The sequence below is a fragment of the Chitinophaga rhizosphaerae genome (genome assembly GCF_003958645.1).
GTDB classification, from domain to species: domain Bacteria; phylum Bacteroidota; class Bacteroidia; order Chitinophagales; family Chitinophagaceae; genus Chitinophaga; species Chitinophaga rhizosphaerae.
Window position 1 is genome coordinate 1 of record NZ_RXLO01000009.1, and the last position, 26,899, is coordinate 26,899.

Sequence of the window (26,899 nt, forward strand, 5' to 3'; positions counted from 1 at the left end):
GCGGATACACCTTCGTGCGGACGGAAGACCACAAGTTCACCCTCGCCCTCGACGTCAACAAACTCCTCGTTCCCACACCTCCCATCTACAAACTAGACCCCGACGGCATCCCGACGGGCGAGATCGAGAAAGGGAAAGACCCCGACAGGAGCGTGGTGGAATCCATCTTCACTTCCTTCAGCGACGCGCCCGGAGGCTTCCGGGAAGAAGTCAGCGAGTTCTCCTTCGCAGGAGGCATCGAGTATGCTTACCAGAACAACTTCTTCGTGCGGACCGGTTACTTCTACGAAGACCCTGCAAAGGGCAACCGGCAGCAGTTCTCGGCGGGCTTCGGCGTCAGGGTCCAGGGCTTCCAGCTCGACTTCGCATACCTCGTGCCCACCGGAGGGAGCCTCCGCCAGCGAAAGAGCATGAATTTTACCATTATGTACACTCCCTTCAGGGATAACAGATAAATGAAACCTTTCTTTTCATTGATAAATCACCTATCCATGTACAGATTTTCCATACTCACTATTTTCCTGCTGCTCACCGGATTTGCCGGTGCGTATGCGCAAAACACGCAATGGAAGCCGGAAGACGGCCGAAGCGTTAAGGAACGGCTTTTCAAGGAAGGCATACCTAAAAAGTTCAAACCCAAAACGGCCAAATCTCCGGAAGCTGCCATCACCAGCAAACAGGCTTTATGGCAATACATTTTCCCCGGCAGCCCGTCGGGCCCGCAGACTACTTTCAAAAAGAGCCAGCTCCTGAACAGGAATACAGGCGGCACACAGCTTCCATCCAATGCCTCAGGCGCGGACGCGGCGAATAAAGAAAGCGCAAAAGCCGCAGCAGTGAAGCCCATAGACCTCAATGCGCAAGGCAAGGAGCCTTCGCTTCACTACGAGAAAGCCAAAGTAAATACCCCTAAAAATTGAGCACGATGAAGAAAACGTTATTCACCATATTCATTTGCATGACGATCGCGCTGGGCAGTTACGCCCAGTCGGGGCTGTCGGGCATCAATTACCAGGCAGTTGCGCGAAACAGTAACGGCACTGTGCTGGCCAACCAGGCGGTCAGCGTCCGGTTTTCCGTACGCGGCGGCGGGCCAAACGGCGCCGTGCAATACCAGGAAACACATAATACGGCCACCAATGCCATCGGCCTGTTCACCTTGCAGGTGGGGCGTGGTACGCCCGTGACCGGTACTTTCGCCGGCGTTCCCTGGGGCAACGCCAACCAGTTCCTTCAGGTGGAAGTGAATACGGGCGGTGGTTTCCAGACGCTGGGGACCAATCAGTTCATGAGCGTTCCCTTTGCACAATTTGCGGCGAACGGTAACCCGGGGCCTGCCGGGCCGCAAGGGCCTGCCGGGCCTGCGGGACCAGTGGGGGCCGTGGGGCCTGTGGGACCTGCCGGTGCTACCGGGCCTGCCGGAGCACAAGGGCCAGCGGGACCGGTTGGGCCGATTGGGCCTACCGGCGCTGATGGAGCCGTTGGGCCGCAAGGGCCTGCAGGACCAGTTGGAGCTGCCGGTCCGCAAGGGCCGGTTGGACCTGCCGGTGCAGACGGAGCCGTTGGGCCACAAGGGCCTGCCGGACCAGTTGGAGCCGCCGGGCCGCAAGGGCCGGTTGGACCTGCCGGTGCAGACGGAGCCGTTGGGCCACAAGGGCCTGCCGGACCAGTTGGAGCTGCGGGGCCGCAAGGGCCGGTTGGACCTGCCGGAGCTGATGGAGCCGTTGGGCCACAAGGGCCTGCCGGACCGATTGGACCCGCCGGGCCGCAAGGGCCGGTTGGACCTGCCGGAGCTGATGGCGCAGTGGGACCACAAGGGCCGGTTGGGCCTGCGGGTGCAGACGGAGCAGCCGGGCCGCAAGGGCCTGTTGGACCTGCCGGTGCAGACGGAGCCGTTGGGCCACAAGGGCCTGCCGGAACTGCCGGACCAGTTGGAGCCGCCGGACCGCAAGGGCCGGTTGGACCTGCCGGAGCTGATGGCGCGGTGGGACCGCAAGGGCCGGTTGGGCCTGCGGGGCCGGTTGGACCCATCGGACCTGCCGGGCCGCAAGGGCCGCAAGGGCCTGCCGGTGATATTAACGGCGTTGCTGCAGGCGGATCGCTCAGCGGAACCTACCCAAATCCCACCATTGCCAACAATGCAGTAGGTACGCCGCAAGTGGCGGATGGGTCCATCACCCTGCCCAAACTCGCGGCAGGAGTGATCCCGACTAGCTTGCCTCCGAATGGCGCAGCGGGTGGTGACCTCGGTGGAAATTATCCCAATCCCAACGTCGCAAAAATCCAGACCGTACCGGTTTCCAATACGGCGCCGGTAGCGGGTCAGGTATTGAAATACGATGGCGTGAGCTGGATACCTTCGGCGGATAATGCCGGTGGTGGCGGGCTTACGCTCCCCTACTCGGCGGTAGAAAACAATGTTGCTACGCTGTTTTCCATCACGAACAATGGAGATGGCGCCTCGCTGGAAGGTGTGAATAATACGACCTCGTCCAATATTGCCACGGTGCGTGGGGTGGTTTCATCGACGTCGCCGGGTGGTTTCTCGGCCGGTGTACGCGGTATCAATAATGGCACAGGCGGTTTGGGCGTAGGCGTATATGGATCGCAGAATGGCTCGGGATGGGGCGTTTACGGCACTACGCCGAATGGTTTAGGTGTATACGGGAACGCATCCGCAAACGGTTACGGCGTATATGCGAATAGTAACACAGGTACAGGTCTCAACGCAACGAGCAACAATGGCATTCCCGCCAACTTCTCCATCTTCAACAATTCGAACAACAACAATGTGGTTGTGGCCAATACTGTGGGAAACGGTACGGTAGTCAATGTTACGACGACCGGGAACGGCGCCGGGGTGCGTGCTTCCACCCAGGGAGGATTCGGTGTTCATGGCATCACCAGTTCGCAGACCAGTGCAGGTGTAGTGGGTGATAACAATGGCGGCGGCGAAGCCGTAGTTGGCCGTACCACCAGCGATATCGCCGGTGCGGTAGTTGGCCGGAACGATGGCGGTGGATATGGCGTACGCGGTTTCATCGCCACCAACGCATCGAATACGGGTATCGGGGTACTGGGACAGGTTGGTTTGAACAACAGTACCGGCCGTGCAGGCAGATTCGAAAACTTCAACGCAGACAACACGGATGCCAACACCTTCGAAGTGGTATCGAACGGCAAAGGCAACATCCCCGACAATACGATCGGTAACGCTTCCTCCTTCCTGCTCGACAACAACAACAGTGTAGGCGCTGCCGTTAGAGCCGAAGTAAATACCATCTTCGGGAACTTCGGCGCAGCCGGCGTGTTCGGGATTTCTTCCGGAACAGGTGGCCGGGCGGGGCTGTTTTATGCATCCAACCCTTCCGGCAACGGCGCATCCCTGATCGCGCTCACTGATGGGAACGGCAATGCCATCACCGCAAACGCCGGCAAAAACGGCAACGGGGTGGAAACCAATATTGATGGCACAGGGAATGCCCTCTACGCATGGGTCCCCACTTTCTCGACCGGCCGCGCAGGACGTTTCGAGATTTTCAACGAAAACAATACGAACGATGTAGTTACCGTCAAAACCGTGGGGAACGGTACGGCGGGCAACTTCATGGTAGACAGGACCACCGGTACAAGTCCCGCCGTTAAAGGTGAAGTGAATTCCCAGTTCGCTAACTTCGGCACCGCAGGTATATTTGGAGAATCCTCCGGAACGGGCGGCTATGCAGGCCTGTTCTATTCTTCCAATCCCGGCGGTAATGGCCCTGCGGTTCTTGCGCTGACGGAAGGAACCGGTAACGGCATTACTGCAAACGCAGGCGGCAACGGTGATGGCGTGGAGGCATCCTGCGATGGCTCGGGCAATGCCATTTCTGGGTTTATCCCCAATTTCGGTACTGGTAAAGCCGGACGTTTCGCTAACTTCAACAGCGCCAACGGCCAGCCGGTCATTCACATCACTACCAACGGAACCGGAAACGCGATGCTCGTCAACCACCAGGGCCCCAGCGGCAGCGTGGCCGTGTTTCAAAGCAATAGCGCCAACGTTGCCCGCATCAACAAAGCAGGCCGCGGGTTCTTTAACGGCGGTACCCAAAACAGTGGTGCAGACATTGCCGAAGCATTCGATGTGCATGGCGACCTTGACGCCTATGAAACCGGGGACGTGCTCGTGATCTCCAAAAGCAAAGACCGGATGGTCGAAAAATCGGCGCAGCCCTACTCTACCCTCGTTGCCGGCGTATACGCCACCAAACCCGGCGTGTTGCTTACCGAACAGGAAGGTACCGACGATGTGGAAGGACAGGTACCCATGGGCGTGGTAGGCGTTATCCCCACCAAAGTCTGCGACGAAGGCGGCCCCATCTCCCGTGGCGATCTCCTCGTAACTTCCAGCAGGCCGGGCTACGCCATGAGGGCCGATCCCGACAAAGTGAGAACCGGGCAGGTGCTCGGCAAAGCCCTCCAGGAACTGCAGTCGGGAACAGGTAAAATCAAGGTCCTCGTAAATGTGAAATAATTCAACTTCTCCTTCCCTGTTTTTAATCAGCAAAGGCAGTCTCCCCCGAGGCTGCCTTTTTAATGCATGGCTATTTGATAAAGCCTGTTTTTGGGCGGTTAAGCATACCATGAGGCCAGATCACGACAAGGGAAGACAATGGGTTTGCATGAATAGGTGTCTAAAGCCATGCTTAGGTTCTTTCTACACTTTTTAGAACAGCATCGTGAAGTAAAGGGGGGAACAACAATTCCCGGCGAAGGGATTTTCTATGGAAATGTAATGTAGGCCATGATGGCATTGCGGTAGCAGCGCATAAAAACATAAGGCTGACCCGGAGTACCGGATCAGCCTGCAATATGTTTACAAACCGTCTTAAAAAAACGGAATGGTTATACCTTGAAGTGGGAGAATGCCTTGTTGGCTTCAGCCATACGGTGAGTATCTTCTTTCTTTTTGAAAGCGGCACCTTCACCTTTGCTGGCGGCTACGATTTCGTTCGCCAGTTTCTCAGCCATGCTCTTACCGTTTCTGTCACCTGCGTAACGAACCAGCCATTTGATGCTCAGAGATACCTTACGGTCGGGACGAACTTCAGCAGGGATCTGGAAAGTAGCACCACCGATACGACGGCTACGTACTTCAACCGCAGGAGTTACATTGCTAAGCGCTTTTTTCCAAATTTCGTAACCGTTTTCATTGGTCATTTGGCTTACACGGTCAACCGCATCATAAAAAATACGGTAGGCAATGCTCTTTTTTCCTTGCTCCATGATGTTATTCACGAAACGGGTTACCAGTTTGTCCTGGAACCTGGGATCGGGAGCCAGGGGTAATTTTTTCGCAGCTTGCTTTCTCATTTATTTGAAAAATTTCGACTATTTATTACAAATTATTTTTTAGCCTTTTCCTTTTTGGTACCATACTTGGAACGGCTTTGCTTCCTGTCTTTCACACCGGCAGTATCGAGGCTACCGCGAACGATGTGGTAACGAACACCCGGAAGGTCTTTCACCCTGCCACCACGGATCAGTACGATAGAGTGCTCCTGCAGGTTATGGCCTTCACCCGGAATGTAAGCGATCACTTCCACCTTGTTGGTAAGCTTCACTTTCGCAACCTTACGCAGTGCGGAGTTCGGTTTCTTCGGAGTGGTAGTGTACACACGGGTACATACGCCACGACGCTGCGGGCAAGCATCCAACGCTCTGGACTTGGATTTGGCCCGGATAATTTCTCTTCCTTTTCTTACTAATTGTTGTATAGTAGGCATTCTTACCTATTTTATATTTTACTACGTTTTACAATGAAACCCGATGTTCCCGATAAAGGGAATTTGGGAGGGCAAAGGTATCACTTCCCTATTACATTACAAAATTACAGGGAAGTTTTTTCCGAAAAAGGCCAATTAACGGGTATTTTCCATCAATAAAGCCCCCGAAAGATGATCCCACTCCTCCTCCAAAGTACCCCGGAACACAGGCTTCCCTGCCCGGGCATACCAATACGCCGCATTGCCCGCGTCTCCCTCCTTCCGGTGAAGATACGCATGCACCCACGACCCCGCACGCGAATGATCCTCCTGTGCGATATCGTGACTCCGGTCCCAATTCCCCCTGCCATCCCACCACATCGCCAGCAAAGCGGGCGTTAACCCCGCCGGCGGCACGTCGTGCTGCAAAGTAGTTTTGAATACCGAAAGCGTCATAAGGCCGCAAAGATACGACGATTCCCTGTGCCCTGCAAGCACCCCGCTCACTCCTTTATATACATGATATCCCCAAAATAAAAAACCGGGCTGCACTTTCACAACCCGGCTTTTGGTATGAATATCTACTGATTATCAGTCAATTATGAAATTCCAGCCGCGAACATCCGCAACTTTACCCGTCCGGATCGCGTCCAGACGCTTGATAACTTCCGGCCCCACTTCATATTTGGCAGTATCCAGGCTGATCTTGTGATCCTTATAATCCAGCTGCTCCACGTAAGCCACGCTCGCCGCCGTGCCCGTACCAAAGACTTCGCGCAGGGTGCCGTTCTGGTGAGCCGCCACCACTTCCTCGATGGAAATCGGGCGCTCTTCCACTTCCAGCCCCATATCGGCCAGCACGTCCATTACACTGGTACGGGTCACCCCCGCCAGGATCGTCCCATTCGTGAGATCGGGCGTAATGGCCCGGTTGCCGATGATCACGAACACGTTCATGGTACCGCACTCCTGCAGCCACTTATGCTCCGCGCCATCCACCCACAAAATCTGGTCGTAACCATCCTTCCGCGCCTGCATGGTCGGGTACATCGCCCCGCCGTAGTTGCCGGCAGCCTTCGCATACCCCACGCCTCCGGGGAACGCACGGATGTATTTGTCCTGCACCAGCAGGTGAATAGGCTTGTTGAAGTAAGGGCCCGAGGGACTATTAATCACCGCAAACCGGTAGGTATCCGAAGGACGAACACCAATGAACTCGTCCATCGCGATCATAAACGGCCGCAGATACAGGGAACAGCCTTCGTTGGAGGGCACCCAGCCGCGGTCGAGGTCGATCAGCATGGCCATGCCGCCGATAAAGAGCCATTCCGGCACTTCAGGCATACCCATCCGCTCGGCGCTTTTGTTGAAACGCGCGTAATTGTCGTACGGACGGAAGATCATGGGGTTGCCCTGCTGATCGTTATACGCCTTGATCCCTTCAAAAATCGCCTGCCCGTAGTGCCAGGCGGCGTTGGAAGGGCTTACGGAGAAGGGCTGGAAAGGGACGATTTCCGCGTTTTTCCATTCTTTTCCGTCGAAATCAGCCACCAGCATATGGTCTGCATATTTCTTCCCAAATACCAGGTGATCGAAATCTACCTCGGAGAGCCTGCTATGTGAGGTCTTCGTCACCTTAATCCTCTGCTTCGCTTCTTCCATCACGGTAGATTTAGCGGTGGGATATTCTACTGCCATCATGGTTAATCAATTTTATCTCAATATTTTTACACGCTCATTTGCATGATTCCGTTCCACCGAACGATCCGCAAATAAACGTTTTTTCCCACACATGGGATTATCACATTAAGTAATAATTCAATATTTATGAGCCTTGAGCGATTACAGCTGGACCCGTTTCTGTTGGCGCAAATGTACCACCAGCCTATCATTCCGGAGGAAATCATTGTTGTTCCCGCCGAGGCCAAAGTGTTACCTGAAATCAAATATTTAGGCGAAAATCAAAAAAACATCCTGCTGCTGATACAAAACGAAAGCGAAGCGTATTTAAGCGAAGAAACGTTTAATCTCCTCGCCAATATATTAAATGCATGCAAACTGGGCATGCAGGATGTTGCATTGGTCAATGCAGCAAATTACCCCGGCCTCCGGTTGCAGGATTACCTCCGGCAGATCCCCGCGCGCCAGGTCATCTATTTCGCCATCGACCCCGCCAAACTGGGCCTTCCGCCAGCACAACCCTATCAGACCGGCTCCTTCACGGGCATCCCCGTGCTGTATTCGGACGACCTGCAACTCATTGCAACCGACAAGGCATTGAAAGGCCGCCTCTGGATGGGACTTAAACAATTATTCGGTATATAAACAATCTTATGGAACTGGTTTTTGCGACGAACAACGACAATAAGGTAAAAGAGATCCGCTCCATGCTGGGCGATCAGTTCTCCATCGTTACCCTCCGCGAAGCGGGGATCGACATCGATATCCCCGAGCCGCACCCTACGCTGGAAGAGAATGCCCGCGAGAAATCGCTCACCATTTATAATATGACCGGCAAGGATTCCTTTTCGGAAGACACCGGCCTGGAAATCGACGCCCTCAATGGCGAACCCGGCGTGCTTTCCGCCCGGTATGCCGGCGAAGCCAAGAGCGCAGACGATAATATCGAAAAAGTGCTCCGTCTCCTGGAAGGCAATAACAGCCGTTCTGCCCGGTTCCGCACCGTCATCAGCGTGTTCCTCGATGGCGTGGAGCACCAGTTCGAAGGCGTGGCCGAAGGTGAAATCCTCACCGAAAGATCGGGCGGGAAAGGGTTCGGGTACGATCCCATCTTTAAACCGGCCGGCGGCGACCGCTCTTTCGCCGAAATGGAGATGAGCGAGAAAAACCAGTACAGTCACCGCGCGAAGGCCTTCAAAAAGCTCATCGCGTTTTTACAGGAACGCCATGGCAAGAGTTAAAATAGACATGCCGGAAAGCTACCGGTTCATCACCCAACTGCCGGTCCGCATCACGGACATCAATTACGGCGGGCATCTCGGCAACGATGCCATCGTATCTATCCTCCAGGAAGCTCGCGTCCGCTATCTCGCTTCTTTCGGGGCAACGGAACTGAAAGCCCTCGGCACCGCGCTCATCATGGCCGACCTGGCCATCATATATAAAGGTGAGGGATTTTACGGCGATCAACTGACAGTCGAATTGACGGCTGAAGAGTTCAGCTCCGTGGGCTTCGACCTGTTTTACCGCATCAGCACCTTCCGCGGCGGACAGCTCACCATCCTCGCCGAAGCCAAAACCGGGATGGTCTGCTTCGACTATTCCGCCCGGAAAGTGGCCCGGCTTCCCGAAGAATTGAAAACACAACTCAGTAAAATCAACACATGACGAATAATATACAGGATACCATCCTTTACCGCCGCACGGTGAAACCGACGGCCATGAACGGAAAGAAGATCGAAGACGAAACCATCCGGGAACTGCTGCAACTGGCCGACTGGGCACCCACCCACGGCCTTACCGAGCCCTGGTACTTTATGGTATACGGTGGCGAAAAGGTACAGCAGTTCTGTACCGACCACGCGGAGCTGTACAAACAGTTCACCCCTTCCGCACAGTTCATCCTTGGGAATTACGAGAAACTGAAGACCCAGGGCGACCTGGCCTCTCACGTGATTGCCGTGGTGATGCGCCGCGGCGCCAACCCGAAAATCCCCGAGATCGAGGAAGTGGCGGCAACGGCCTGCGCGGTAGAAAACCTCTGGCTCGCGGCCACTGCAAAAAATATTGCGGTGTACTGGGGCTCTGGTGGCATGACCTACTCCCCTGCCATGCAGGATTATCTCGGCCTGCGCGACGAAGACAAGGTGATGGGGTTCCTCTACCTCGGGTATACCGAAGAGGCTCCACGTACCGGGCGGCGCGTGAAGCCTCTTGAAGAAAAAGTTAAATGGATGTAATCCTGTTACATTAACTCAGCCGGTACGTTTTGGCCAATTCCTGGAAATCGCGTACCTGCTGGGTTTCCCATTCCCCGTTCTTACCCGTTTCCGCAGCCATGATCCTGGCCACTTCCGGCGCGATGCGCAGGGCTTCTTCGGCGTCGAGGAACAATGCGCGGGTGCGGCGGGCGAGGATGTCTTCCACCGTTTGCGCCATTTCGGAACGGATGCCCCAAACTACCTGGTTACTGTTGATCCCCAGCGATTCGCTGAGCAATCTTCCGCCACCATGGAGGTTTTTCACGGTTTGCGCGTCTGCACCGTAGTAATATAAAGGATCGCTTTCGTCGAGTTTGATGGAAGCGCCGTGGACGGCGAGGCCGCGGGTCACGGATTCCCTGGCGGCCCATCCTTTCACCTTTTCCAGCCGGTCTACCACATCTTCCCCCATTTTCCGGTAGGTCGTCCATTTGCCGCCGAGGATCGTTACGAGCCCGGAAGGCGTTACCATGATTTTATGATTGCGGGAAATCTCTTTCGTTTTCTCGCTCTTTTCGGGTTTGGCCAACGGCCGGAGGCCCGCCCATACGCTTTTCACGTCTGACCGTTGCGGCGTTTTGTCGAGGTACTGCCCCGCGGTTTCCAGGATAAACTGGATTTCCTTTTCCATGGCCACAGGGTCGAGGCTGATTTCGTTGACAGGATTATCTGTGGTGCCGACAACAATTTTATTATGCCAGGGAACGGCGAAAAGCACGCGCCCGTCGGAGGTTTTGGGGATCATGAGGGCATTGTCGCCCGGGAGGAACGAGCGGTCGAGCACGAGGTGAACGCCCTGGCTGGCCACGATCTTGCGTTTTACAGTGGGGTCGTCCATTTCGAGGATATCGTCTACGAACACGCCGGTGCAATTGATAATGCCTTTGGTGCGGAAAGTGAACCGGCGGCCGGTTTCGGTGTCTGTTGCCCTGACGGCGTTCAACTGGCCGGCGGCATCTTTATCCAACCCTGTGACTTTCACATAGTTAAGTGCCACGCCGCCTTTATCGTAGATCGTCTGCATAAGGTTTACGGCCAGGCGGGCATCGTCGAATTGTCCGTCATGATACAGGATACCGGCGGTGAGGTGGTCTTCCTTGAGGCCGGGCAACAAGCTGAGTGTTTTTTTCCGGGAGATATGTTGGGAGCTGCCGAGGCTGAGGCGGCCAGCCATCCAGTCGTACATTTTCAGTCCGATGGTGTAAAAAATGCCTTCCCACCAGCTGTAGGCGGGGATGACGAAAGACAGGTTCCGGGAAAGGTGCTGCGCGTTTTTCAGGAGGAGCCCTCTTTCGATGCTGGCTTCGCGGACGAGGGCAACATCGCCCTGAGCGAGATAGCGGACGCCGCCGTGAAGGAGTTTCGTTGCTTTGCTGGACGTGGATTTGGCAAAATCGGATTGTTCCAGGAGGAGGGTTTTGTAGCCGCGGGTCACGGATTCCACTGCGGCGCCCAGGCCGGTGGCGCCCCCGCCGATCACGATTACATCCCATTCGCTGGTTTCCCCGAGTTGCTGCAGTTGTTCTAAACGGTTCATTTTCGCTATTGGATTCAAGGCATTATTATACAATATACATCGTATTCCGATACTTGCAAAATTAATCGATTTTACCCGCTATTTCCGGGAAATCTGGAATTCTGCCGGTGAATTTTGTCTTGTCATTGCATATCAGGGGTTTATAATATTAACGCGGACAGGGGGGATTTGTTCCCTTTGCCATGTTACCGCTGTATTGCCTTCCGGATTTCCGGACGGTTGGGGTAACAAAAGACATTCCCGGGGATGTATGCCCGGGAATGCCTCCTTTTTTCGAATGTCCTGAAATAAATATAAGCTGGACCCGGAGATGCGGCTACGCCGGCCCCGGGTGATCGGAAATCTAGAAATCCCAGTTTTTTACGCGGGCCACGGCTTTCTGCCAGCGTTCGCGCAGGGCGGGGCCGGGCTGTTCTTCAGGACCGAAAACCCGTTGGATGGTATATCGCTCACGGATTTCCTGCAAGGTCCAGAAGCCGGTGGCCAGGCCTGCGAGGTATGCGGCGCCGGTGGCGCTGGCCGGCATAACGGCAGGCCGCATAACGGGGTATTGCAGGATATCGGTCTGCATCTGCATGAAAAAATCGTAAGTGGCGGAAGTGCCGTCTACCCGCAGTTCGCTGATCGCGCGACCGCTGTCTTTCTCCATCGCGTCGAGCGCATCGGCGATGCCGAGGGCTACGCCTTCGAGCGCGGCGCGGGCGATGTGGCCGGAAGAAGTGCCGCGCGTGATGCCGATGATCATGCCGCGGGCGTAGGGGTCCCAGTGCGGGGTACCCAATCCCGACAGGGCGGGAACGAACATCACCCCGCCGTTATCCGGCTCTGTTTGCGCCAGTGCCTCGATCTCGGCCGTGGATTCGATCAGTCCCAGTCCATCCCTGATCCAGCGGAAAACGGAGCTGCCGCCGAATACGCTGCCTTCGAGGGCGTAAGTCGTTTCGTCCCCAATTTTCCACGCGATGGTGGTGAGCAGGTGGTGGTCGGAAGTAACGGGTTTGGGGCCGGTGTTCATCAAAGCGAAGCATCCGCTCCCGTAGGTATTTTTTACCATGCCGGGCTCCAGGCACATTTGTCCGAAAAGGGCGGCCTGCTGATCGCCCGCCACGCCGGCGATGGGGATCGCGGCGTCGAGGAGGCCGGGTTGGGTATAGCCGATGATCTCGCTGTTGGAGCAGATCGCGGGTAATAATTGATGGGGGATATTGAACAGGCGCAGCAGTTCTTCATCCCATTCCAACGTATGAATGTTGAAGAGCATCGTGCGCGACGCGTTCGTCAAATCCGTGACGTGCGCCTTTCCGCCGGTCAGTTTCCAGATCAGCCAGGCGTCGATGGTCCCGAAAGCGAGTTTCCCCTGTTCGGCCCGGAGGCGCGCGTCGGGGATGTGATCGATGATCCAGGAGATTTTGCTGGCGGAAAAATAAGCATCGAGAATCAGTCCGGTTTTACGCTGCACCAGCCCGGAAAAACCCTGGTAACGGAATTCGTCTACCAGTTTGGACGTGCGCCGGTCTTGCCAGGCGATGGCATTATATACCGGCTCCCCTTTCTCCCGGTCCCAGATCACGGTGGTTTCCCGTTGGTTGGCGATGCCGATCCCGGCGATCTCGTCTGCCCGGATGCCCGCCGAAGCGATCAGTTCTTCCATCACCGACAACATCGTATACCAGATCTCGTTCGGGTCTACTTCGATCCAGCCCGGTTGCGGATAATATTTTTCGTATTCTTTCTGCAATTGCCTCACCACCTGTCCCTCGCGGGAAAAAAGCACGGCGCCCGCAGCACTGGAGCCGAGATCGAGAGAGAGGATATATTTCTTGTCGCCGTTCATCTGCCGGGAATTAATTTAAACATGCTTCAGGTCGGTTATGGCCTGCATCAGTTCTCCGAGATACTGATACATCGTTTCCAGGTATTCGTTGCCGAGGTCTGTCAGCTGGTAATATTTTCGCGGAACGCCTTCGTCCATCTCCACCCACCTCGATTCCACGAGTTTCTCTTTCTTGAGCCGGCTCAACAGCGGATAAATGGTGCCTTCGGCGATATCCATGTCTGCCAGCTTTTTGATTTCGCTGATCAGTTCATACCCGTACCGTTCCTTTTTCTGCAACAGCAGCATAATGATATATTCGAACAATCCCTTTTTGATCTGGGATTGCCATCGCGTAATAAAATATGCGTTTCCTTCTGGCTTTCGCTCCATAAACGGGGGGTCGGGTGCGTGAATAATTAAATGTAAAGTAATTATTGCAGTAAATGCGGCCGTTCGTTGAATACTTTCCAGATGAATTCGCCGAAGATCGTATTGGCCCATGCGAACCATGAGCGGGTGAACTGTGCGGGATCGTCTTTATGGAAAGATTCGTGCATGAAACCTTTGCCGGCGTGGCAACTTTTGAGGATGCGCAGGCATTCGCGGATTTCCGCTTCGTTCTTGCTGGTGAGCCCCTGCATTACGAGGCTGATGGGCCAGATACGGTCCATTCCCGTATGCGGGCTGCCGATCCCTTTCCCCGCTTTTCCTGAAAAATGGAAAGGGTTTTCGGAAGAGAGGATCATTCTACGCGTGTTCGCATAAATGGGATCGTTCGGGCTCACCGCGCCGAGGTACGGCAGCGACAGCAGGCTGGGCACGTTGGCATCGTCCATCAGGTTGAAGCTGCCGAAACCGTTCACTTCGAACGCATATACTTTTCCGAATTGCGGATGCGTGGTAACGGCGTATTTCTTCAGCGCGCTTTCCACTTCGGTGGCCAAAGCGCGGCATTCCGCAGCCAGGGAAGCGTCGAGCTTTTGTGCCGTGAGGATTTCCGCCGCCTGGCGAAGGCTCACCACGGCGAAGAAGTTGGAAGGGATGAGGAACGGGAAGATGGTGGCATCGTCGCTCGGGCGGAAAGTGCTGCAGATGAGGCCTACAGGCTTCACCGGGTATCCGTACCCGGCGAGGGGAACGCCATCCGTAGCCCAGGAAGTTGTCCGCTGGAATGTATAAGGTCCGGGACCGTTTTTCCGCTGTTGTTCGCGGAATGTTTTCACGGTGAGGGCGATGGATTCCTTCCAGGCGGGATCGAACGGCGAGGTGTCGCCGGTTTTCTTCCAGTAGAGGTAAGCGAGGCGGATGGGGTAACAGAGCGAATCGATTTCCCATTTGCGCTCGTGGATACCGGGCTTCATGTCGGTGATGTCTGACGCCCATTCGCCGCGTTTGTTCCCGTCTTTGTAGAACGCGTTGGCGTAGGGGTCTTTATGGATGCATTTCACCTGGTGATGGATCACCCCGGCGATGAGATGCTGCAAATCTTTGTCTTTGGCCACCAGCTGGAGGTACGGCGAAACCTGCGCTGTACTGTCTCTCAGCCACATGGCGTCGATATCCCCGGTGATGACGTAAGTATCGGGCCTTCCGTTTTCGGAGGTGTATTCGACGGTGGTATCGAGCGTATTGGGAAAGCAGTTGTTGAACAGCCAGGCCATTTCGGGATCCTTCACACCTTTCTGCACGGCGGCGATGGCATCTTCTACGGCTTTGCTGCGGAACTTACGCTGCGCTTCGGGCACGCGCACCACGGGAAACGGATCGGCCGAAGCCCAGGAGAGCGCAGGGCGGAGGAGCGCAGCGGAGGAAAGTATGGCGGTTTGTCGGAGAAAATTTCTTCTGCTCATATCAGTTGATTAAACCTGAAAAATAGAAAATCCGGACTAGAAAACTGCATTCCCGTCCATGAAAAAATCCCGGGTCGAATTTTTACGAGCGGGTAAGTAAAGCGATGAGTTGGGCGTGTTGCGGGAATCTTGCGCCCAGTGTTGCGCGACTGGCCAGTTCGAAGTCGGCGAAATCGAACCCTGGCGCCACGGTGCATCCGGCCAGGCAATATCCGCCCGATTCTTCGACGCTGGAAGCGAACCAGCTGCCTGCGGGAATCAATACCTGCAACTGTTCTCCATTGCGGATGTTTCGGCCCAGCAAATGAACTTTCAGCGTACCATCCGGCCGGATTTCGTAAATATGGAGCGGTGTGCCATCGTAAAAATGCCACATTTCGTCTGATGCGATGCGATGGAAAGCGGAGAAATCGCCGTCTTCCAGCAGAAAATAGATCGCCGTGGAAACGTTCCTGGGTCCGGCGAACCCGTCTGGCTGAATGGCCATCGGTGCGCGGTAAGTTTCACGGAAAGAGCCGCCTTCGATATGTTGTGTCAATTGGAGTGTTTCCCGCCAGTAGGCAGCAGATGTTTTCATTTGCTAAACTTACTGTTTTTATCGGCACCGGCGTACAGGAATTTAAGATAATGCGGGTTGCGGCTGAACGGGCGCCCGCTTCGCTTCGGCTTTCTTTGCCTTCTTCGCTTTCTTTTTCCGGCCGAGCCAAACGCAGAGCCCGGTGATGGGGAGGCTGGCGCAGATGAGGCTGGCGAAGAACATCAGCAGTTTGCCCGGCAGGCCCCAGACGGCGCCCACGTGCAGGTCGTAGTTCATGCGGCGGAATTTGTCGCCCATGGCCGCATCCGCATATTTGCCGGCATAGGGGCCCGTGGCTTTGAGGGGTTGGAGCGTGTATTGGTCGAAGAGATAGTTGTCTGTTTTGTAATAAGTACCGGGACGGTGGTTGATGGTTGCGCTGATGGCGGCCTTCGGGTCTTTGTCTGCCCCGAAATACATCGACATGCCCGATTCCGCGGGTTTGGATTTCCACACCCTCGCCCAAACGATATCGGTATTCTGTGCTACGGAATGACCGGGTGTAAGGCGGGTGGTATCTGAAATGGGGATCACGGCCTGGGAGAGCGATTTGCCGCCGGTGGTCACGAAATACAGTCCGTTGCTCCACCACTTGAACCCCCACACGAGGCCGGTGATCACGAGGATGAGGGCGATGCTCATCACATAAAAGCCCAGTACGTTATGGAGATCGTAGTTCTTGCGTTTCCACTTCGCATCCCACTTCACGGAAAAGCGTTGCTTGCGGGCGGCTTTGTTGCGCGGCCACCAGAGCACGAGCCCCGACACCAGGAGCACGAAGAAAACGAGGGTGGCGTATGCGACGATGGGCTGGCCGATCTTGCGGGGGAGCCACAGGCTGAAGTGCCCTTCCAGCACCACGCGGAAAAAATCCGATTTGGCGTCCCACACCTTCAACACCTTTCCATTATAGGGATTAACGAAAACCTGCTGATAATAAGCGTTTTCTCCCCGGCCGTAGAACTGCACCACGGAAGAATAATTTTTGCCGCCATAGATAACGCCCTGCGCCGTTTTGCCGAGTTCCTTCTCGGCGATGGCGCGGAGGGCAGACGGGGGAAGCGGAGCTGCCTGCGCACTTTTGGCGCCCGGCTCCAGGTGGAACCATTGTTTGCCGAACAGGCTGCGCAACTCCCACTCAAAAGCCAGCAGGCACCCGGTGATGCTGATAATGAATACGATCAACCCGGACGCCAGACCCAGCCAAAGATGAACTTTCCCTACTAACTTTCTCATATGGAGCAAAAATGTTCTGCAAAAATGCGACAGCGCAAGCGCCCGGGGTGATCGTATCGGGAAATTGAGTTGCGCGATCGGGAAAAACGCATTTTCATATTCCCGATTTTCTTACTATATTTAGGTTGCTTTGCGTTCCTTCCTGGCCATATGTCTTCTGGCGCTCACCAGCGTTCACTTCGGGATCCGGATTACCGGGTACATGCAGTGTATGGTGAAAGCCTACGTGATCGACCACCGTGCTTTCGCGGAGGATTGCGGTTGCGCGAAGATTATGGCCGCCGCTTTCGGGAACGCCTTGCCGGAAGAGCGGCAGATGCTTTCTGCCCCCGTTACGCTGAAGTTTGCAGACGTTGTGATGCAGACCGAAAGCCCCCGCCCCGTCGTCTCCGACGCAGGGGCGAAACCCTTTACGGGATGGGTGGACGAACGCTATCCCTCTCCCGCCGCAGGCGCCATCTTCCGCCCGCCCTGCTGACCCTTCCTCACGCAATTTTTAATTTCCATTCATTTTTAATTCCTCACCAAGGCGGTTGGGTAAACGTGTACGTCTACCAGTTTCCAAGACCCAGACGAACGGCAACCAGGCCGCCGGTAGAATGAAGATATGCAGGCATGCGAACGTCCGCATGCGTACTCAAACTTTCCAGGCAAGCCGCCTGGCGCGCGAACCAGGCGGCCGAGCGGCCGGATGCCTCACCGGCGTCCGGCCCACATTCCGCACCCGGGTTGGCCGGACTGCAGCCGGCGATCAGGCTGCGGAATGTCTACCGAAAAAATATTGACGCGCTGCCTGACGGCCGAAAGCCGGAAGGACCGCCAAAGCATGGAGCCGCCTTTTCAGGGCGGCTCTTTTTTCATTCCATACCATTGAAAATCAATCCCCCATCCCTCCCACCCCGCATTTCACCCCATCCAGTCCAAAAAATATTTTAAAAGTAAGCGAACGCTCACTTATCTTTGTGGCATCATGCGACCCAGGGACGAAAACAAAATATGCGAGATTCACAAACGGGCGATCGAGATGATCGTCCGCGAAGGGCTGGACGGGTTTGGGGTGAACAAGCTCGCCCGTGCGGCCGGTGTTTCGCCCGCCACGATCTACATTTATTTCAAGGACCGGGAAGACCTCATCCTGCAAGTCACTTACCGCGTGGCGGATACCATGCTGGCGGAAAGCCTCCAGGATTTCGATCCCGACATGCATTTCGAAGAAGGGCTTCGCAAGCAGTGGCAGAACCGCGCCAACCACTTCATGAAGCACCAGCTGGATGTGGAATTCCTGGAAAAGATGCGGTATTCGCACCTGTACAACAAGGTTTCGGGCAAGATTTATACGGCGTTCAAGGATGTGATGGGAAGATTCGTGCACAACGCGATAGAGCGGAAAGAGTTGATAGCGCTGCCCTTCGAAGTGTATTGGTCGGTAGCGTTCGCGCCGCTGTACCAGCTGATCAAGTTCCATACGCAGGAGAAAACGTTCGGCCACAAACCGTTCGAGCTCACGCCGGAAGCCATGGAACAAACGCTCCAGTTAGTGCTCAAAGCCCTGAAACCCGCATGACGCGTAACCTATCCAATCACCATTAAACCTGACGCCATGAACCCAGCTTATGCAACGGCATCCGGAATGGAAGTGCTCGTATTCCGGACCAACCTGCGATTCAAAAAAGACCTCCGGCAGGTGGCCCCTGTCCTCAACGAGGCGCCCGGCCTCCACAAATGGACCGTTGACCGGGAAGACACAGACAAGGTGCTCCGCATCGAAACCCGCAACCCCGACCCCACGCCCATTATCCGGCTGGTGGAAGCCTGCGGTTATTTATGCGAGGAATTGCCCGATTAACCATTTGCAATAACAGTCACACACTACGTTTCAAAGCCTCCAATGACAACAAACGCTCCCAAAGAACGCGTGTTTACACGCTACCAGGTGCTCATGATCGTACTATTATCGCTCATGCAGTTTACCGTGGTGCTCGATTTCATGGTCATGAACCCCCTGGGCGAAATCCTTTTGCACGATTTCTCCGCCAAACAGTTCGGCATGGTTGTGGCCGCATATCCTTTCAGCGCCTGCATTTCCGCCATCGCGACGGCAGGCTTCGCCGACAAGTTCGACCGTAAGAAGATCCTCATGATATTTTACACCGGTTTCATCATCGGTACTTATTGCTGCGCCCTGGCCAACGATTATCCTTCGCTGCTCGTGGCGCGCATCGTGACGGGGCTTTTCGGAGGTGTGATCAGCTCCATCGGGCTCGCCATCATCGTAGACCTCTTCCGCCCCGAAACGCGTGGCCGGGTGATGGGCTACACCCAGATGGCATTTGCCCTCAGCCAGATCCTCGGCATCCCCATCGGCTGGGAACTGGCCATCCGTTTCAACTGGCATTTCCCATTCTGGATGATCGCCGTGTTCGGCACCATGCTCGGCCTGATGCTGGGTTATTTTATGAAGCCGATCACCGGCCACCTCGGCAAAGGCACCGAAAAGAACGCATTCAAACACCTCGCGCACACGGTGCAGAACCCGCGCTACCGGCTGGCTTTCTTCACCACCGTGCTCATCGCGACAGGCGGTTATATGCTCATGCCCTTCGGCAACGCGTTCTCCCAACACAACATGGGCATTTCCAAACACGACATCACGCTGCTGTTCATGGCTTCCGGGCTGGCGAACCTGCTGGTATCGCCCATCATCGGGAAACTGTCCGACAAAGTGGGCCGCGCCAATATCTTCTACGCCGCCAGTTCGCTGACGCTCGTGATGGTACTGATTTATACGAACCGAGGGCTGACGCCGTTCTACCTCGCATTGATCATCAACGTGTTGATGATGGTATCCGTTTTCGCAAGGATCATTCCCATGCAGGCGACCATGACATCGCTGCCCACGTTGCAGGACCGCGGCTCGTTTATGAGCGTGAACGCAGCCATACAGCAGCTTTCCGGCGGTATTGCCGCAGTGGCGGCCAGCCGCATCGTGCACTCCACGGAAACGGGGTACCTGGAACATTATCCTGTATTGGGTTACGTGATTTCGGTGGCGCTCCTGATCACGATGGTCATGATGCACTTCCTCAACCGCCAGGTAACCACCGAAGCCGCCATGAAACAGGCTGCCCCGGTTGCCGCAGTATCCTGATCCATATCGCCTGCCATAAAAGAAGGGCACTTCAGCCTGAAGTGCCCTTCTTTTATGATTTCACCTGGAATAAGGGATTGTAGATCAACCCGATGATATTCCCCCAGGGATCGGTTACCGTGGCTACTTCGATGGGGCCGCCCACGTTCTGCGGTCCGGTATGCGAAGTGGCACCGAGCGAAAGGAGGAAATCATACGCTTCGCGGACGTTTTCCACTCCCCAATAAGTTTCCACGCCGCCGGTCCCGGGATGTTTTTCCCCGGGCGCCAGCGGATGAACGCCCAGTTCGTAGCCGCCGATCTCGAAACCTACGTAAAAAGGCTCGTCGAAATAGGGATCGGTCTGAAATGCCTTCCGATACCATTCTTTGCCCGCCGCAACGTCGGGCACGCGATAAATGACGGTCCGCAGACCGGCGAATCTTTTTTGCATGTATTCCGGTTTGATCCAATATTACAATACTTTCCCGTTCCCGCCTTTGGGAAAAAATTAACAATTCAGCTCAAACCCTCATCCCGCTTCACTTTCCCCCGCATTCCGAAAATTTTTTCCACATGGTTTGATGGGCGTATCGATTGGCGCCGTAATTTTGCTTCATAACCCGTTCCTCCCCCTTCGATTCATTTTCTTAAACCGAAAAAGATTATGGAAAAACAATCCATTCGCGATGCGTACAAGCGTTACTGGCTTGAAAATGGCCAGGCGCCTGTTTCCGTGTTCGCACTCTGCAAAATCCTCGATGTGCCGGAGGCGGAATTCTACCAGTTTTACAGCAATTTCGAAGCCCTGGAGGCCGATGTCTGGCTGGATTATTTCCAGCGCACCCTCGACCAGCTGAAGGGCGACGAAACCTACCAGCAGTATTCTTCCCGGGAAAAGCTCCTCGCCTTCTACTTCCTTTGGGTGCAACGCCTGAAGGACGACAGGAGCTACATTCTCCAGCAATACCGCCGTTCGCAGCTGCCGCTCAGCCAGCTGGGCCAGTTGTCGGAGTTCAAGAAGGCATTTTACGAATATGCTTCCGGCCTCGTGAAAGAAGGCTATCTCACCGCCGAGATCAAGGAAAGAAAGTACATTTCCGACCAATATGTGCACGGATTCTGGGTGCAGGCCCTGTTCGTCCTCAAATACTGGATCGGCGACAGGAGCGAGCAATTCGAACTGACGGACGCGGCCATCGAAAAAGCCGTGAACCTGAGCTTCGAGCTCATCCACAGCAATACGATCGACAGCCTGATCGATTTCGGTAAATTCATGTTCACCCGGAAATAGCGACCGCCATGAAAGAACAACAACACCTCCCCACCGGCAAAGTGGAGCGGGCCGGCCGCTTCGTGAGCACCGGGCTGAAAGTGGGCACCAACTATATTAAACATTACACCCGCAAGCTCATGGACCCCTCGGTGTCTAAAGAGCAGCTCCATCACGAAAATGCGGAAGATATCTACGATACGCTCAGCCATTTGAAAGGCAGCGCCCTGAAAGTGGCGCAGATGCTCAGTATGGACCGCGGCATGCTCCCAAAGGCTTATTCAGACAAGTTCGCCATGAGCCAATACAGCGCACCGCCGCTCTCCGGGCCGCTCGTGGTAAACACATTCATTAAAACCCTCGGCCAGCCGCCCTCCCAGCTGTTCGACAGGTTCGACCTGAAAGCGTCCAACGCCGCTTCCATCGGCCAGGTCCACAAAGCGGAGAAAAACGGAAAGCCCCTGGCCGTGAAAATTCAATATCCTGGCGTGGCCAGCAGCGTAAAATCCGACCTCCGCATCGTGAAACCCTTCGCCGTAAGGATCGTGGGCATGAACGAAGTGGATATGGACAAGTATTTCGAAGAGATCGAATCCAAACTCCTCGAAGAAACCGATTACCAGCTGGAACTCCGCCGCTCGCGGGAGCTCAGCGCCCGGTGCGCCCATATTCCCAACCTCGTGTTCCCGGAATATTACCCGGAATGGTCGTCTGACAGGATCATTACCATGGACTGGCTCCACGGCAAGCACCTGAAAGAATTCCTCGCCACCGATCCCTCACAGGAAGTCCGCAATAAAATCGGACAGGCGCTGTGGGACTTCTACCAGTTCCAGGTGCATCACCTCCGCACCGTTCACGCCGATCCTCACCCCGGCAACTTCCTGCTGCGCGAAGACGGCACCGTCGGTATTTTCGATTTCGGCTGCGTGAAGGAAATCCCCGAAGACTTTTACGTCAATTATTTCCACCTTACGGATAAAGACATCCTGGCCGACGAAGCCCGCCGCCGCGAGATTTACACCCAGCTCGAAATGATCCATCCCAGCGACACGGAAAAAGACATCGTTTTCTTCTCCGGCCTGTTCCAGGAAATGATCCGCATGCTCACGCTTCCCTTTACCGTAGCGCATTTCGACTTCGGAGACGAAGCTTATTTCAACGAAATCTACGCCTACATGGATTATCTCTACAACCTGAAGGAAGTCCGTGAATCGAAAGTAGCGCGCGGCAGCCGCCATTCGCTTTACATCAACCGTACCTACTTCGGTTTATATTCCCTTCTCAGCGATCTCAAAGCGCAGGTCAACACCAGCCGTGAAAGGATCGACGAGCTCGGGAAACAGGAATGGGATTCCGATCTCCGGTAACGATACATGATTGGATGAATAGTCCTGAAAAATTTGACTCGTTTATGATTCCCGGTCTGCCTCTATGGACCGGGATTTTTTCATGAACCAAACGCCTCTCTGACGAGGTGATGTTGCAGCAGCAATACTTTGTTATAGGCAGGACAACGGTAATAATAACTAACAAGATGGTACCCGGAAAACGTCTTCTTCCCGAAATCGGGCAGCAGCGAATTAAACCCCGCTACGAAAAACACGAAATCCCCGTCCGTATCCACTTTTGACAGGTCGATCTCCGCCGGCCGTTCACCCAGCCACAGGAGCGATGTGGACAGTATGACGCGATCCATATCGTCTGCCGTAGCGGCGAGGAGCGCCTTTGCATCGGCCGCGAGCTGCGCGCGGTGCCGCGAAAGTTCCGGAACGGGATACCGCCCGATGAGCCGCGCAAAATGGTAGATCAGTACCGGGGAACGCGCGTAGTGCGGGGAGATGTAGGCCGGGTGGGTCATGTACTCACGGTTGCGAATGAACGAATCCAGCAATTGAACGGTGGCACTGTCGAACCGGGAGCCGGCCATCCCGTAATGGTGCATGAAGTATAGTGTATTCGCCAGCACACAGGCATCAAAATCGATGGGCATGCTTTTGCCGAACCAGGTGGAATACGCCGGGATATGGCGGTATTTTTTGAAGGTGTTCCGGATGCCGTAGCTTACCGTGTTGGCATGTTGCTCCATCAGCGCCTTGGTGGCGCGCGCGGTGGCAGAATCCGCTTCCATGGCCATTAGCAGGATCGATGTATCGTCGATATCGTCGGGCAGGGAATGCCATTTTTTGAACAGGTTCAGGAACCCGGAATTCGGGAAAACCATGCAGGGATTGGTCCGCCAGAAATTGTAAGTGCTGCGGCCCGATTTATTACGGAATTTCGGGAACGATGCGCAGGCGTTTTTTCGGATTTTGCGGCAGGTGGCACTGTCGGCACCGGTGAAATTTTCCTGCAATTCCCCCAGCGTCATGGCGATGAGGCCGGTGAAAAACACGTTGTTGTCGTGTTTCATTTTGCCGTCTGGCGCGCCGTAGTAGCGGTGGCTGGGGAACATGCCGGCATAGTAGAAGCTGTCGCGGTCACATTGCGCTGCGGCGATCTCCTGCAGCATGCGCGTGGAAAAAGTATCCTGCTGGGCGCGCGCGCCCATCGATCCGGTCAATATAAAAAATAAGATCAGGCGGAGATTCATGCGGGGAAGGGTTTGGTGGATGAAAACAGGCGCTGTCCATCGCGGCACTGCTGGAAAGTGTAGCGCATGCAATGCCAGATGTTGGCGGGTTTCTCCATATCCACGATCAATGTTTTGCGCGGGAGCGTTTTGAGGTCCGGCAGTTGCGGCGCGGCGCCCTGAATGCGGCGAAGCCTGGTAACGGCCATGTCGCTGAAGGAACAAATCGCCATCATATTGAGGAGGAACGCGCGTTTGCGGGATTCCGGCACCGGCAGTCCGCCGATGATTTCCATCATTTCCCGGACTTGCGCCGACAGGAATTCGTGGAACGCGTGTGCGTCGGTCATCTTGTTGGGCAGGGTTTGTACGCCGGCCTGGATATCTTTCCAGATGTCGAACAGATCGTTGGTGAGCTGAATGATGCCGCCGATGCGGTACCAGCAGCTACGTTCGGCTTCGGAGGCGTCGTGATCGAGGTAGAAGTGGCAGAGGAGCACCGCATATCCGCCTTTTTCCAGCGTGATGCGGAGCAGTTCTTCTGCAGACATGGGCTCGGGGCACGATTGCTTCCCCGAATCCACCTGGGCGCGGAAGAGGCCGCGGGCGGCCTGGTCGTAGGAAGTGCGGTCGCGGACGAAATTGCGCAGGGCCAGGTGGCAATGCAGGAACAATTTTTCCTCGATGCGGCGCGGCTGGAATTTTTCGGGGGCGAATGAAATGGTGTCGAGATCTTCGGGAGAGAGCTCGTTGCGGTCCACGAAATCGTCGAACGCGCCGCTGCAGATAAAATACTGGATGAGTCGTTCTTTTTCTTCCAGGGTGGCTTTGCGGCCGCGGAGGGCGGTGAACGCGTCGATGATCATGGGTTGGTAGATGCTGTAGCTGACGATCACCTTGCGGCGGGCTTCTTCGGGCATGCGTCCGCCGAATCGGGCTTCCAGCCTTTGCATGAGCGCCCCGGCGCGGGGGGCTTCCTTCTTCCTTTCCGACATGATTTCCCACACCCTCGCCCCTACGCTTCCGCCAAACTGGAATATGTTCATAAGATCATAAACTGGATGAACAACATCGACAATATACCCGTCAGCATTACGAGCTTGATCCAGGTGCTGAGCCGGTGATAATCCTGCACCGCCCGGGCGCCGAAGACTTTCAGCAAAATCCAGCCCAGTGGGAGGATGATGAGGCAGATGGAATAGAGCGACAGTATGGAAGTGCCGCTTCCCTGCGCCCAGAGGACAGGTTGCAGGGCGGCCAGCACGCCGATGAGGCTGAACAGGGCACCCGCCACGATCCAGTGCGCCGTGCGCGCTCCCAGTACGATGGGCATCGTTCTGCCGCCGTACCGGCGATCGCCCTCGGCGTCTTCCAGGTCTTTCACCAGTTCACGGGCAAAGGAAAGGATGAACGCGAAACCGGTATAAAGGATCGTGTAGATCGTCATATAGCGCAGGGTTTCCGGGAAAATGCCGCCCGCATCGCCTTCCACGAGCGCGAGCACGGGAACGGCGGAAGCGGAAATCCCCGCCACGAGTACGTTCCCGATAAGAAAACGTTTCTTGAAGAAAGCGGAATAAAAATACAGCAACACGATACAGGCGAAAATACAATACAACGGCGCCCATCCGCCCAATTGCCAGCTCACCGCGCAACCGAGCCCCGCCGCCAACAAGTTCATCAACACATAGGCTGCCAGTGCCCCGCTCCTGCTGATGCCGCGGGTAATGAAAACTTTATCGGGCTTGTTGACCGTGTCTATCCCCAAATCGAAATAATCATTGATCACATATCCCGCCGCCGCAACCAGCATGTACGCCGCCGTGATCATAAAAAAAGCGGCTGCTCCCACTTTGGGTTCCAGTCCCGCCGCTTTCAACAGCGGCACGATTACACAATACTGGAACAACCACTGGGTAAGAAAGATAATTACGAGGTTCGGCCATCGTATCAACTTGAAAAACAATACACAATACTTCATGCTACAGGCAATAAGGTTATAGGTCCATTCTACTGATGCTCACTGGATATACGCTGTCTGATCTTAGTTGCAGGCGATTACATTCACATCCGGCCCGAAAATTACTCAATCCCAATCATCTATACAACAACCCGGCCGCCGACCGGGTTTCCGGTCAAGAAAAATATTTGGCCGTTTGCGGAATATTGCCCCTGTTCGTGTCAAATTAACGCAAACAAAATGTCCGGTTTCCATGCCTATCAAAACCCGGCAGTAACGACCGTCCTGGTGGTTTTCGGCGGAACCGTTTCATAACGGCCGGACGTTGCCGACCTGTACGACTTCGATAATATGCTGGAACCCCTCCTGAGCGCCAACCTGCGGCAACCTTCCACATCCGCCGCCACGGCACCATCGAATAGGTAGACGAGATCTACACGACGGATTCTTTCCGCGAAGTGCCTGACGTTCATTGCTTTGCCACGGAACGATATTTCCATTAACGTAACTTTGAAGGATGCAAAACCCAAGTAACCTGCAAATGCTCGATAACCCCGCGTGGCATGCGCTGAATGGCCCGCAGCTCCACCTGGCCAATGTTTCCGGCGGCGGCGCGCGGTATTTACCGGAAGTGGTGCCGTTTGCCGCGGTGGCCCGGCCGGATGAAAGTAGTGCGAAGGAACTAAACGGGCTCCTGGTGCCGGGGGACACCTTTTTCCTCATCGGGGAACTGCCGCCCTTGCAGTCCGGGTGGCAGATCAAACATCAACTGCCATGCCTGCAAATGATCAGCGAACGCCCGCTGGAAGCTCCTGATCCTTCCATTCCCCTCCTCGAACTTTCGCCGGAGGCGGCGGCGGAACTCTACGCCCTCGTACAACTGGTGCAACCCGGCTATTTCATGCCCGAAACCTGGCGCATGGGCCGCTACACCGGTATCCGCGAAAACGGCCAACTGGTGGCCGTTGCCGGGGAACGCATGCGGCTGGACGGGCTCACCGAGCTGAGCGCCATCTGCACCCACCCCGGCTTTACCGGCCGGGGATATGCCGGCCAGCTGATCGCCGGGCTCGTGAACCGCCAGCGCGCGGAAGGCAGCACGCCCTTCCTGCATGTGGCCAGCCACAACGAACGGGCGATTCGCCTGTACGAAAAGCTCGGTTTCAAAACCCGGCGCGAAATCACTTTTCACCTCCTATCGTGTTAATTGTTAAGATATGATGAAGTTGTAACCTTTTCTGGATAACCACCGTTTTACCCTCA

General features: G+C 55.3%; 29 protein-coding genes. 15 read left to right on the forward strand and 14 right to left on the reverse strand.

What is annotated here, in order from left to right; genetic code table 11:
- From EJ361_RS19385 to EJ361_RS25910, 4 genes are all read left to right on the forward strand, one after another.
- Positions 1 to 455: PorV/PorQ family protein (locus EJ361_RS19385; RefSeq protein ID WP_126247357.1), on the forward strand; the 455-nt coding region annotated here is incomplete at its 5' end.
- 36 nt (positions 456 to 491) lie between these two features.
- A complete protein-coding gene (locus EJ361_RS19390) occupies positions 492 to 920 on the forward strand; it encodes a hypothetical protein (protein WP_126247359.1) in 429 nt (142 codons plus the stop codon).
- 390 nt (positions 921 to 1,310) lie between these two features.
- Positions 1,311 to 2,147, forward strand: coding sequence for a hypothetical protein (locus EJ361_RS26030; RefSeq protein WP_262707081.1), 837 nt, complete (start codon positions 1,311 to 1,313; stop codon positions 2,145 to 2,147).
- Positions 2,148 to 2,200: 53 nt separating this feature from the next.
- Entirely contained in the window at positions 2,201 to 4,516 is a 2,316-nt protein-coding gene (locus EJ361_RS25910) for a beta strand repeat-containing protein (protein WP_240646694.1), read from the forward strand.
- A 371-nt stretch (positions 4,517 to 4,887) separates the two neighbouring features.
- On the opposite strand, the gene rpsG is transcribed toward EJ361_RS25910, so the two are convergent.
- The 4 genes from rpsG to EJ361_RS19415 form a co-directional block, all read right to left on the reverse strand.
- Entirely contained in the window at positions 4,888 to 5,355 is a 468-nt protein-coding gene (gene rpsG / locus EJ361_RS19400) for a 30S ribosomal protein S7 (protein WP_126247361.1), read from the reverse strand.
- Positions 5,356 to 5,387: 32 nt separating this feature from the next.
- Positions 5,388 to 5,768, reverse strand: a complete 381-nt coding sequence (gene rpsL, locus EJ361_RS19405) for a 30S ribosomal protein S12 (RefSeq protein ID WP_109698242.1) — start codon at positions 5,766 to 5,768, stop codon at positions 5,388 to 5,390.
- 135 nt (positions 5,769 to 5,903) lie between these two features.
- Positions 5,904 to 6,203 carry a hypothetical protein gene (locus EJ361_RS19410; RefSeq protein WP_126247363.1) on the reverse strand — a complete coding sequence of 100 codons (300 nt, stop codon included), beginning with the start codon at positions 6,201 to 6,203 and terminating at the stop codon, positions 5,904 to 5,906.
- A 135-nt stretch (positions 6,204 to 6,338) separates the two neighbouring features.
- On the reverse strand, positions 6,339 to 7,448 hold the full coding sequence (locus EJ361_RS19415) for a branched-chain amino acid aminotransferase (protein ID WP_240646683.1): 1,110 nt from the start codon (positions 7,446 to 7,448) through the stop codon (positions 6,339 to 6,341).
- A 126-nt stretch (positions 7,449 to 7,574) separates the two neighbouring features.
- On the opposite strand from EJ361_RS19415, the gene EJ361_RS19420 reads away from it, so the two are divergent.
- Genes EJ361_RS19420 through EJ361_RS19435 form a run of 4 tightly spaced genes read left to right on the forward strand, consistent with a single transcriptional unit; the run spans position 7,575 to position 9,667 of the window.
- Positions 7,575 to 8,072 carry a hypothetical protein gene (locus EJ361_RS19420; protein WP_126247365.1) on the forward strand — a complete coding sequence of 166 codons (498 nt, stop codon included), beginning with the start codon at positions 7,575 to 7,577 and terminating at the stop codon, positions 8,070 to 8,072.
- A gap of 8 nt (positions 8,073 to 8,080) precedes the next feature.
- Positions 8,081 to 8,668, forward strand: a complete 588-nt coding sequence (gene rdgB / locus EJ361_RS19425) for an RdgB/HAM1 family non-canonical purine NTP pyrophosphatase (RefSeq protein ID WP_126247367.1) — start codon at positions 8,081 to 8,083, stop codon at positions 8,666 to 8,668.
- Complete coding sequence (locus EJ361_RS19430) at positions 8,655 to 9,095, forward strand: acyl-CoA thioesterase (RefSeq protein ID WP_126247369.1); 441 nt, start codon at positions 8,655 to 8,657, stop codon at positions 9,093 to 9,095. The genes rdgB and EJ361_RS19430 overlap by 14 nt, the downstream gene beginning before the upstream one ends.
- Complete coding sequence (locus EJ361_RS19435) at positions 9,092 to 9,667, forward strand: nitroreductase family protein (RefSeq protein WP_126247371.1); 576 nt, start codon at positions 9,092 to 9,094, stop codon at positions 9,665 to 9,667. Before EJ361_RS19430 ends, EJ361_RS19435 begins: the two co-directional genes overlap by 4 nt.
- 10 nt (positions 9,668 to 9,677) lie before the next feature.
- On the opposite strand, the gene EJ361_RS19440 is transcribed toward EJ361_RS19435, so the two are convergent.
- From EJ361_RS19440 to EJ361_RS19465, 6 genes are all read right to left on the reverse strand, one after another.
- The gene (locus EJ361_RS19440; protein WP_126247373.1) at positions 9,678 to 11,225 is read right to left on the reverse strand and encodes a glycerol-3-phosphate dehydrogenase/oxidase; all 1,548 of its coding nucleotides are present in this window, start codon (positions 11,223 to 11,225) and stop codon (positions 9,678 to 9,680) included.
- Positions 11,226 to 11,568: 343 nt separating this feature from the next.
- Positions 11,569 to 13,059: a glycerol kinase GlpK gene (gene glpK, locus EJ361_RS19445; RefSeq protein WP_126247375.1), complete on the reverse strand. Its 1,491-nt coding sequence runs from the start codon at positions 13,057 to 13,059 to the stop codon at positions 11,569 to 11,571.
- A 15-nt stretch (positions 13,060 to 13,074) separates the two neighbouring features.
- Positions 13,075 to 13,431: a PadR family transcriptional regulator gene (locus tag EJ361_RS19450; protein ID WP_126247377.1), complete on the reverse strand. Its 357-nt coding sequence runs from the start codon at positions 13,429 to 13,431 to the stop codon at positions 13,075 to 13,077.
- Positions 13,432 to 13,472: 41 nt separating this feature from the next.
- Positions 13,473 to 14,891 carry a glycoside hydrolase family 125 protein gene (locus tag EJ361_RS19455; protein WP_126247379.1) on the reverse strand — a complete coding sequence of 473 codons (1,419 nt, stop codon included), beginning with the start codon at positions 14,889 to 14,891 and terminating at the stop codon, positions 13,473 to 13,475.
- 82 nt (positions 14,892 to 14,973) lie between these two features.
- Positions 14,974 to 15,468, reverse strand: coding sequence for a cupin domain-containing protein (locus EJ361_RS19460; RefSeq protein ID WP_126247381.1), 495 nt, complete (start codon positions 15,466 to 15,468; stop codon positions 14,974 to 14,976).
- A 42-nt stretch (positions 15,469 to 15,510) separates the two neighbouring features.
- Positions 15,511 to 16,704, reverse strand: a complete 1,194-nt coding sequence (locus EJ361_RS19465; protein ID WP_126247383.1) for a PepSY-associated TM helix domain-containing protein — start codon at positions 16,702 to 16,704, stop codon at positions 15,511 to 15,513.
- Positions 16,705 to 16,834: 130 nt separating this feature from the next.
- Here EJ361_RS19465 and EJ361_RS19470 point away from each other — a divergent pair, with 130 nt between their 5' ends.
- The 4 genes from EJ361_RS19470 (at position 16,835) to EJ361_RS19485 (ending at position 19,852) form a co-directional block, all read left to right on the forward strand.
- Positions 16,835 to 17,182, forward strand: coding sequence for a hypothetical protein (locus tag EJ361_RS19470; protein WP_126247385.1), 348 nt, complete (start codon positions 16,835 to 16,837; stop codon positions 17,180 to 17,182).
- A gap of 492 nt (positions 17,183 to 17,674) precedes the next feature.
- Entirely contained in the window at positions 17,675 to 18,268 is a 594-nt protein-coding gene (locus EJ361_RS19475) for a TetR/AcrR family transcriptional regulator (protein ID WP_126247387.1), read from the forward strand.
- A 36-nt stretch (positions 18,269 to 18,304) separates the two neighbouring features.
- A complete protein-coding gene (locus EJ361_RS19480) occupies positions 18,305 to 18,550 on the forward strand; it encodes a hypothetical protein (RefSeq protein ID WP_126247388.1) in 246 nt (81 codons plus the stop codon).
- 42 nt (positions 18,551 to 18,592) lie between these two features.
- Positions 18,593 to 19,852 carry an MFS transporter gene (locus EJ361_RS19485; protein ID WP_126247390.1) on the forward strand — a complete coding sequence of 420 codons (1,260 nt, stop codon included), beginning with the start codon at positions 18,593 to 18,595 and terminating at the stop codon, positions 19,850 to 19,852.
- Between the two features lie 52 nt (positions 19,853 to 19,904).
- Here the strand turns inward: EJ361_RS19485 and EJ361_RS19490 are convergent, their stop codons facing one another.
- A complete protein-coding gene (locus tag EJ361_RS19490; RefSeq protein WP_126247392.1) occupies positions 19,905 to 20,285 on the reverse strand; it encodes a VOC family protein in 381 nt (126 codons plus the stop codon).
- Between the two features lie 213 nt (positions 20,286 to 20,498).
- Between EJ361_RS19490 and EJ361_RS19495 the strand changes: the two genes are divergently transcribed.
- Entirely contained in the window at positions 20,499 to 21,125 is a 627-nt protein-coding gene (locus EJ361_RS19495; protein WP_126247394.1) for a TetR/AcrR family transcriptional regulator, read from the forward strand.
- Between the two features lie 8 nt (positions 21,126 to 21,133).
- The gene (locus EJ361_RS19500; RefSeq protein ID WP_126247396.1) at positions 21,134 to 22,474 is read left to right on the forward strand and encodes an ABC1 kinase family protein; all 1,341 of its coding nucleotides are present in this window, start codon (positions 21,134 to 21,136) and stop codon (positions 22,472 to 22,474) included.
- 80 nt (positions 22,475 to 22,554) lie between these two features.
- On the opposite strand, the gene EJ361_RS19505 is transcribed toward EJ361_RS19500, so the two are convergent.
- Genes EJ361_RS19505 through EJ361_RS19515 form a run of 3 tightly spaced genes read right to left on the reverse strand, consistent with a single transcriptional unit; the run spans position 22,555 to position 25,657 of the window.
- The gene (locus tag EJ361_RS19505; RefSeq protein WP_126247398.1) at positions 22,555 to 23,697 is read right to left on the reverse strand and encodes a hypothetical protein; all 1,143 of its coding nucleotides are present in this window, start codon (positions 23,695 to 23,697) and stop codon (positions 22,555 to 22,557) included.
- The gene (locus EJ361_RS19510) at positions 23,694 to 24,722 is read right to left on the reverse strand and encodes a class 1 isoprenoid biosynthesis enzyme (RefSeq protein ID WP_126247400.1); all 1,029 of its coding nucleotides are present in this window, start codon (positions 24,720 to 24,722) and stop codon (positions 23,694 to 23,696) included. Before EJ361_RS19510 ends, EJ361_RS19505 begins: the two co-directional genes overlap by 4 nt.
- On the reverse strand, positions 24,719 to 25,657 hold the full coding sequence (locus EJ361_RS19515) for a geranylgeranylglycerol-phosphate geranylgeranyltransferase (RefSeq protein WP_126247402.1): 939 nt from the start codon (positions 25,655 to 25,657) through the stop codon (positions 24,719 to 24,721). Before EJ361_RS19515 ends, EJ361_RS19510 begins: the two co-directional genes overlap by 4 nt.
- 496 nt (positions 25,658 to 26,153) lie before the next feature.
- On the opposite strand from EJ361_RS19515, the gene EJ361_RS19520 reads away from it, so the two are divergent.
- Entirely contained in the window at positions 26,154 to 26,843 is a 690-nt protein-coding gene (locus tag EJ361_RS19520) for a GNAT family N-acetyltransferase (protein WP_126247404.1), read from the forward strand.
- The last annotated feature ends 56 nt before the right edge of the window (positions 26,844 to 26,899 follow it).

Bases quoted from the DNA above. Each gene is read 5' to 3' on its own strand.
- EJ361_RS19455 (WP_126247379.1), bottom strand. From the start codon at position 14,891: ATGAGCAGAAGAAATTTTCTCCGACAAACCGCCATACTTTCCTCCGCT.
- rpsG (WP_126247361.1), bottom strand. From the start codon at position 5,355: ATGAGAAAGCAAGCTGCGAAAAAATTACCCCTGGCTCCCGATCCCAGG.
- EJ361_RS19460 (WP_126247381.1), bottom strand. From the start codon at position 15,468: ATGAAAACATCTGCTGCCTACTGGCGGGAAACACTCCAATTGACACAA.
- EJ361_RS19520 (WP_126247404.1), top strand. From the start codon at position 26,154: ATGCAAAACCCAAGTAACCTGCAAATGCTCGATAACCCCGCGTGGCAT.
- EJ361_RS19420 (WP_126247365.1), top strand. From the start codon at position 7,575: ATGAGCCTTGAGCGATTACAGCTGGACCCGTTTCTGTTGGCGCAAATG.
- EJ361_RS19510 (WP_126247400.1), bottom strand. From the start codon at position 24,722: ATGAACATATTCCAGTTTGGCGGAAGCGTAGGGGCGAGGGTGTGGGAA.
- EJ361_RS19430 (WP_126247369.1), top strand. From the start codon at position 8,655: ATGGCAAGAGTTAAAATAGACATGCCGGAAAGCTACCGGTTCATCACC.
- EJ361_RS19410 (WP_126247363.1), bottom strand. From the start codon at position 6,203: ATGACGCTTTCGGTATTCAAAACTACTTTGCAGCACGACGTGCCGCCG.
- rdgB (WP_126247367.1), top strand. From the start codon at position 8,081: ATGGAACTGGTTTTTGCGACGAACAACGACAATAAGGTAAAAGAGATC.
- EJ361_RS19465 (WP_126247383.1), bottom strand. From the start codon at position 16,704: ATGAGAAAGTTAGTAGGGAAAGTTCATCTTTGGCTGGGTCTGGCGTCC.
- EJ361_RS19480 (WP_126247388.1), top strand. From the start codon at position 18,305: ATGAACCCAGCTTATGCAACGGCATCCGGAATGGAAGTGCTCGTATTC.
- EJ361_RS19490 (WP_126247392.1), bottom strand. From the start codon at position 20,285: ATGCAAAAAAGATTCGCCGGTCTGCGGACCGTCATTTATCGCGTGCCC.
- EJ361_RS19435 (WP_126247371.1), top strand. From the start codon at position 9,092: ATGACGAATAATATACAGGATACCATCCTTTACCGCCGCACGGTGAAA.
- EJ361_RS19485 (WP_126247390.1), top strand. From the start codon at position 18,593: ATGACAACAAACGCTCCCAAAGAACGCGTGTTTACACGCTACCAGGTG.
- EJ361_RS19390 (WP_126247359.1), top strand. From the start codon at position 492: ATGTACAGATTTTCCATACTCACTATTTTCCTGCTGCTCACCGGATTT.
- EJ361_RS19505 (WP_126247398.1), bottom strand. From the start codon at position 23,697: ATGAATCTCCGCCTGATCTTATTTTTTATATTGACCGGATCGATGGGC.
- EJ361_RS19450 (WP_126247377.1), bottom strand. From the start codon at position 13,431: ATGGAGCGAAAGCCAGAAGGAAACGCATATTTTATTACGCGATGGCAA.
- EJ361_RS19415 (WP_240646683.1), bottom strand. From the start codon at position 7,448: ATGATGGCAGTAGAATATCCCACCGCTAAATCTACCGTGATGGAAGAA.
- glpK (WP_126247375.1), bottom strand. From the start codon at position 13,059: ATGAACGGCGACAAGAAATATATCCTCTCTCTCGATCTCGGCTCCAGT.
- EJ361_RS19495 (WP_126247394.1), top strand. From the start codon at position 20,499: ATGGAAAAACAATCCATTCGCGATGCGTACAAGCGTTACTGGCTTGAA.
- EJ361_RS19475 (WP_126247387.1), top strand. From the start codon at position 17,675: ATGCGACCCAGGGACGAAAACAAAATATGCGAGATTCACAAACGGGCG.
- rpsL (WP_109698242.1), bottom strand. From the start codon at position 5,768: ATGCCTACTATACAACAATTAGTAAGAAAAGGAAGAGAAATTATCCGG.
- EJ361_RS19440 (WP_126247373.1), bottom strand. From the start codon at position 11,225: ATGAACCGTTTAGAACAACTGCAGCAACTCGGGGAAACCAGCGAATGG.
- EJ361_RS19515 (WP_126247402.1), bottom strand. From the start codon at position 25,657: ATGAAGTATTGTGTATTGTTTTTCAAGTTGATACGATGGCCGAACCTC.
- EJ361_RS19500 (WP_126247396.1), top strand. From the start codon at position 21,134: ATGAAAGAACAACAACACCTCCCCACCGGCAAAGTGGAGCGGGCCGGC.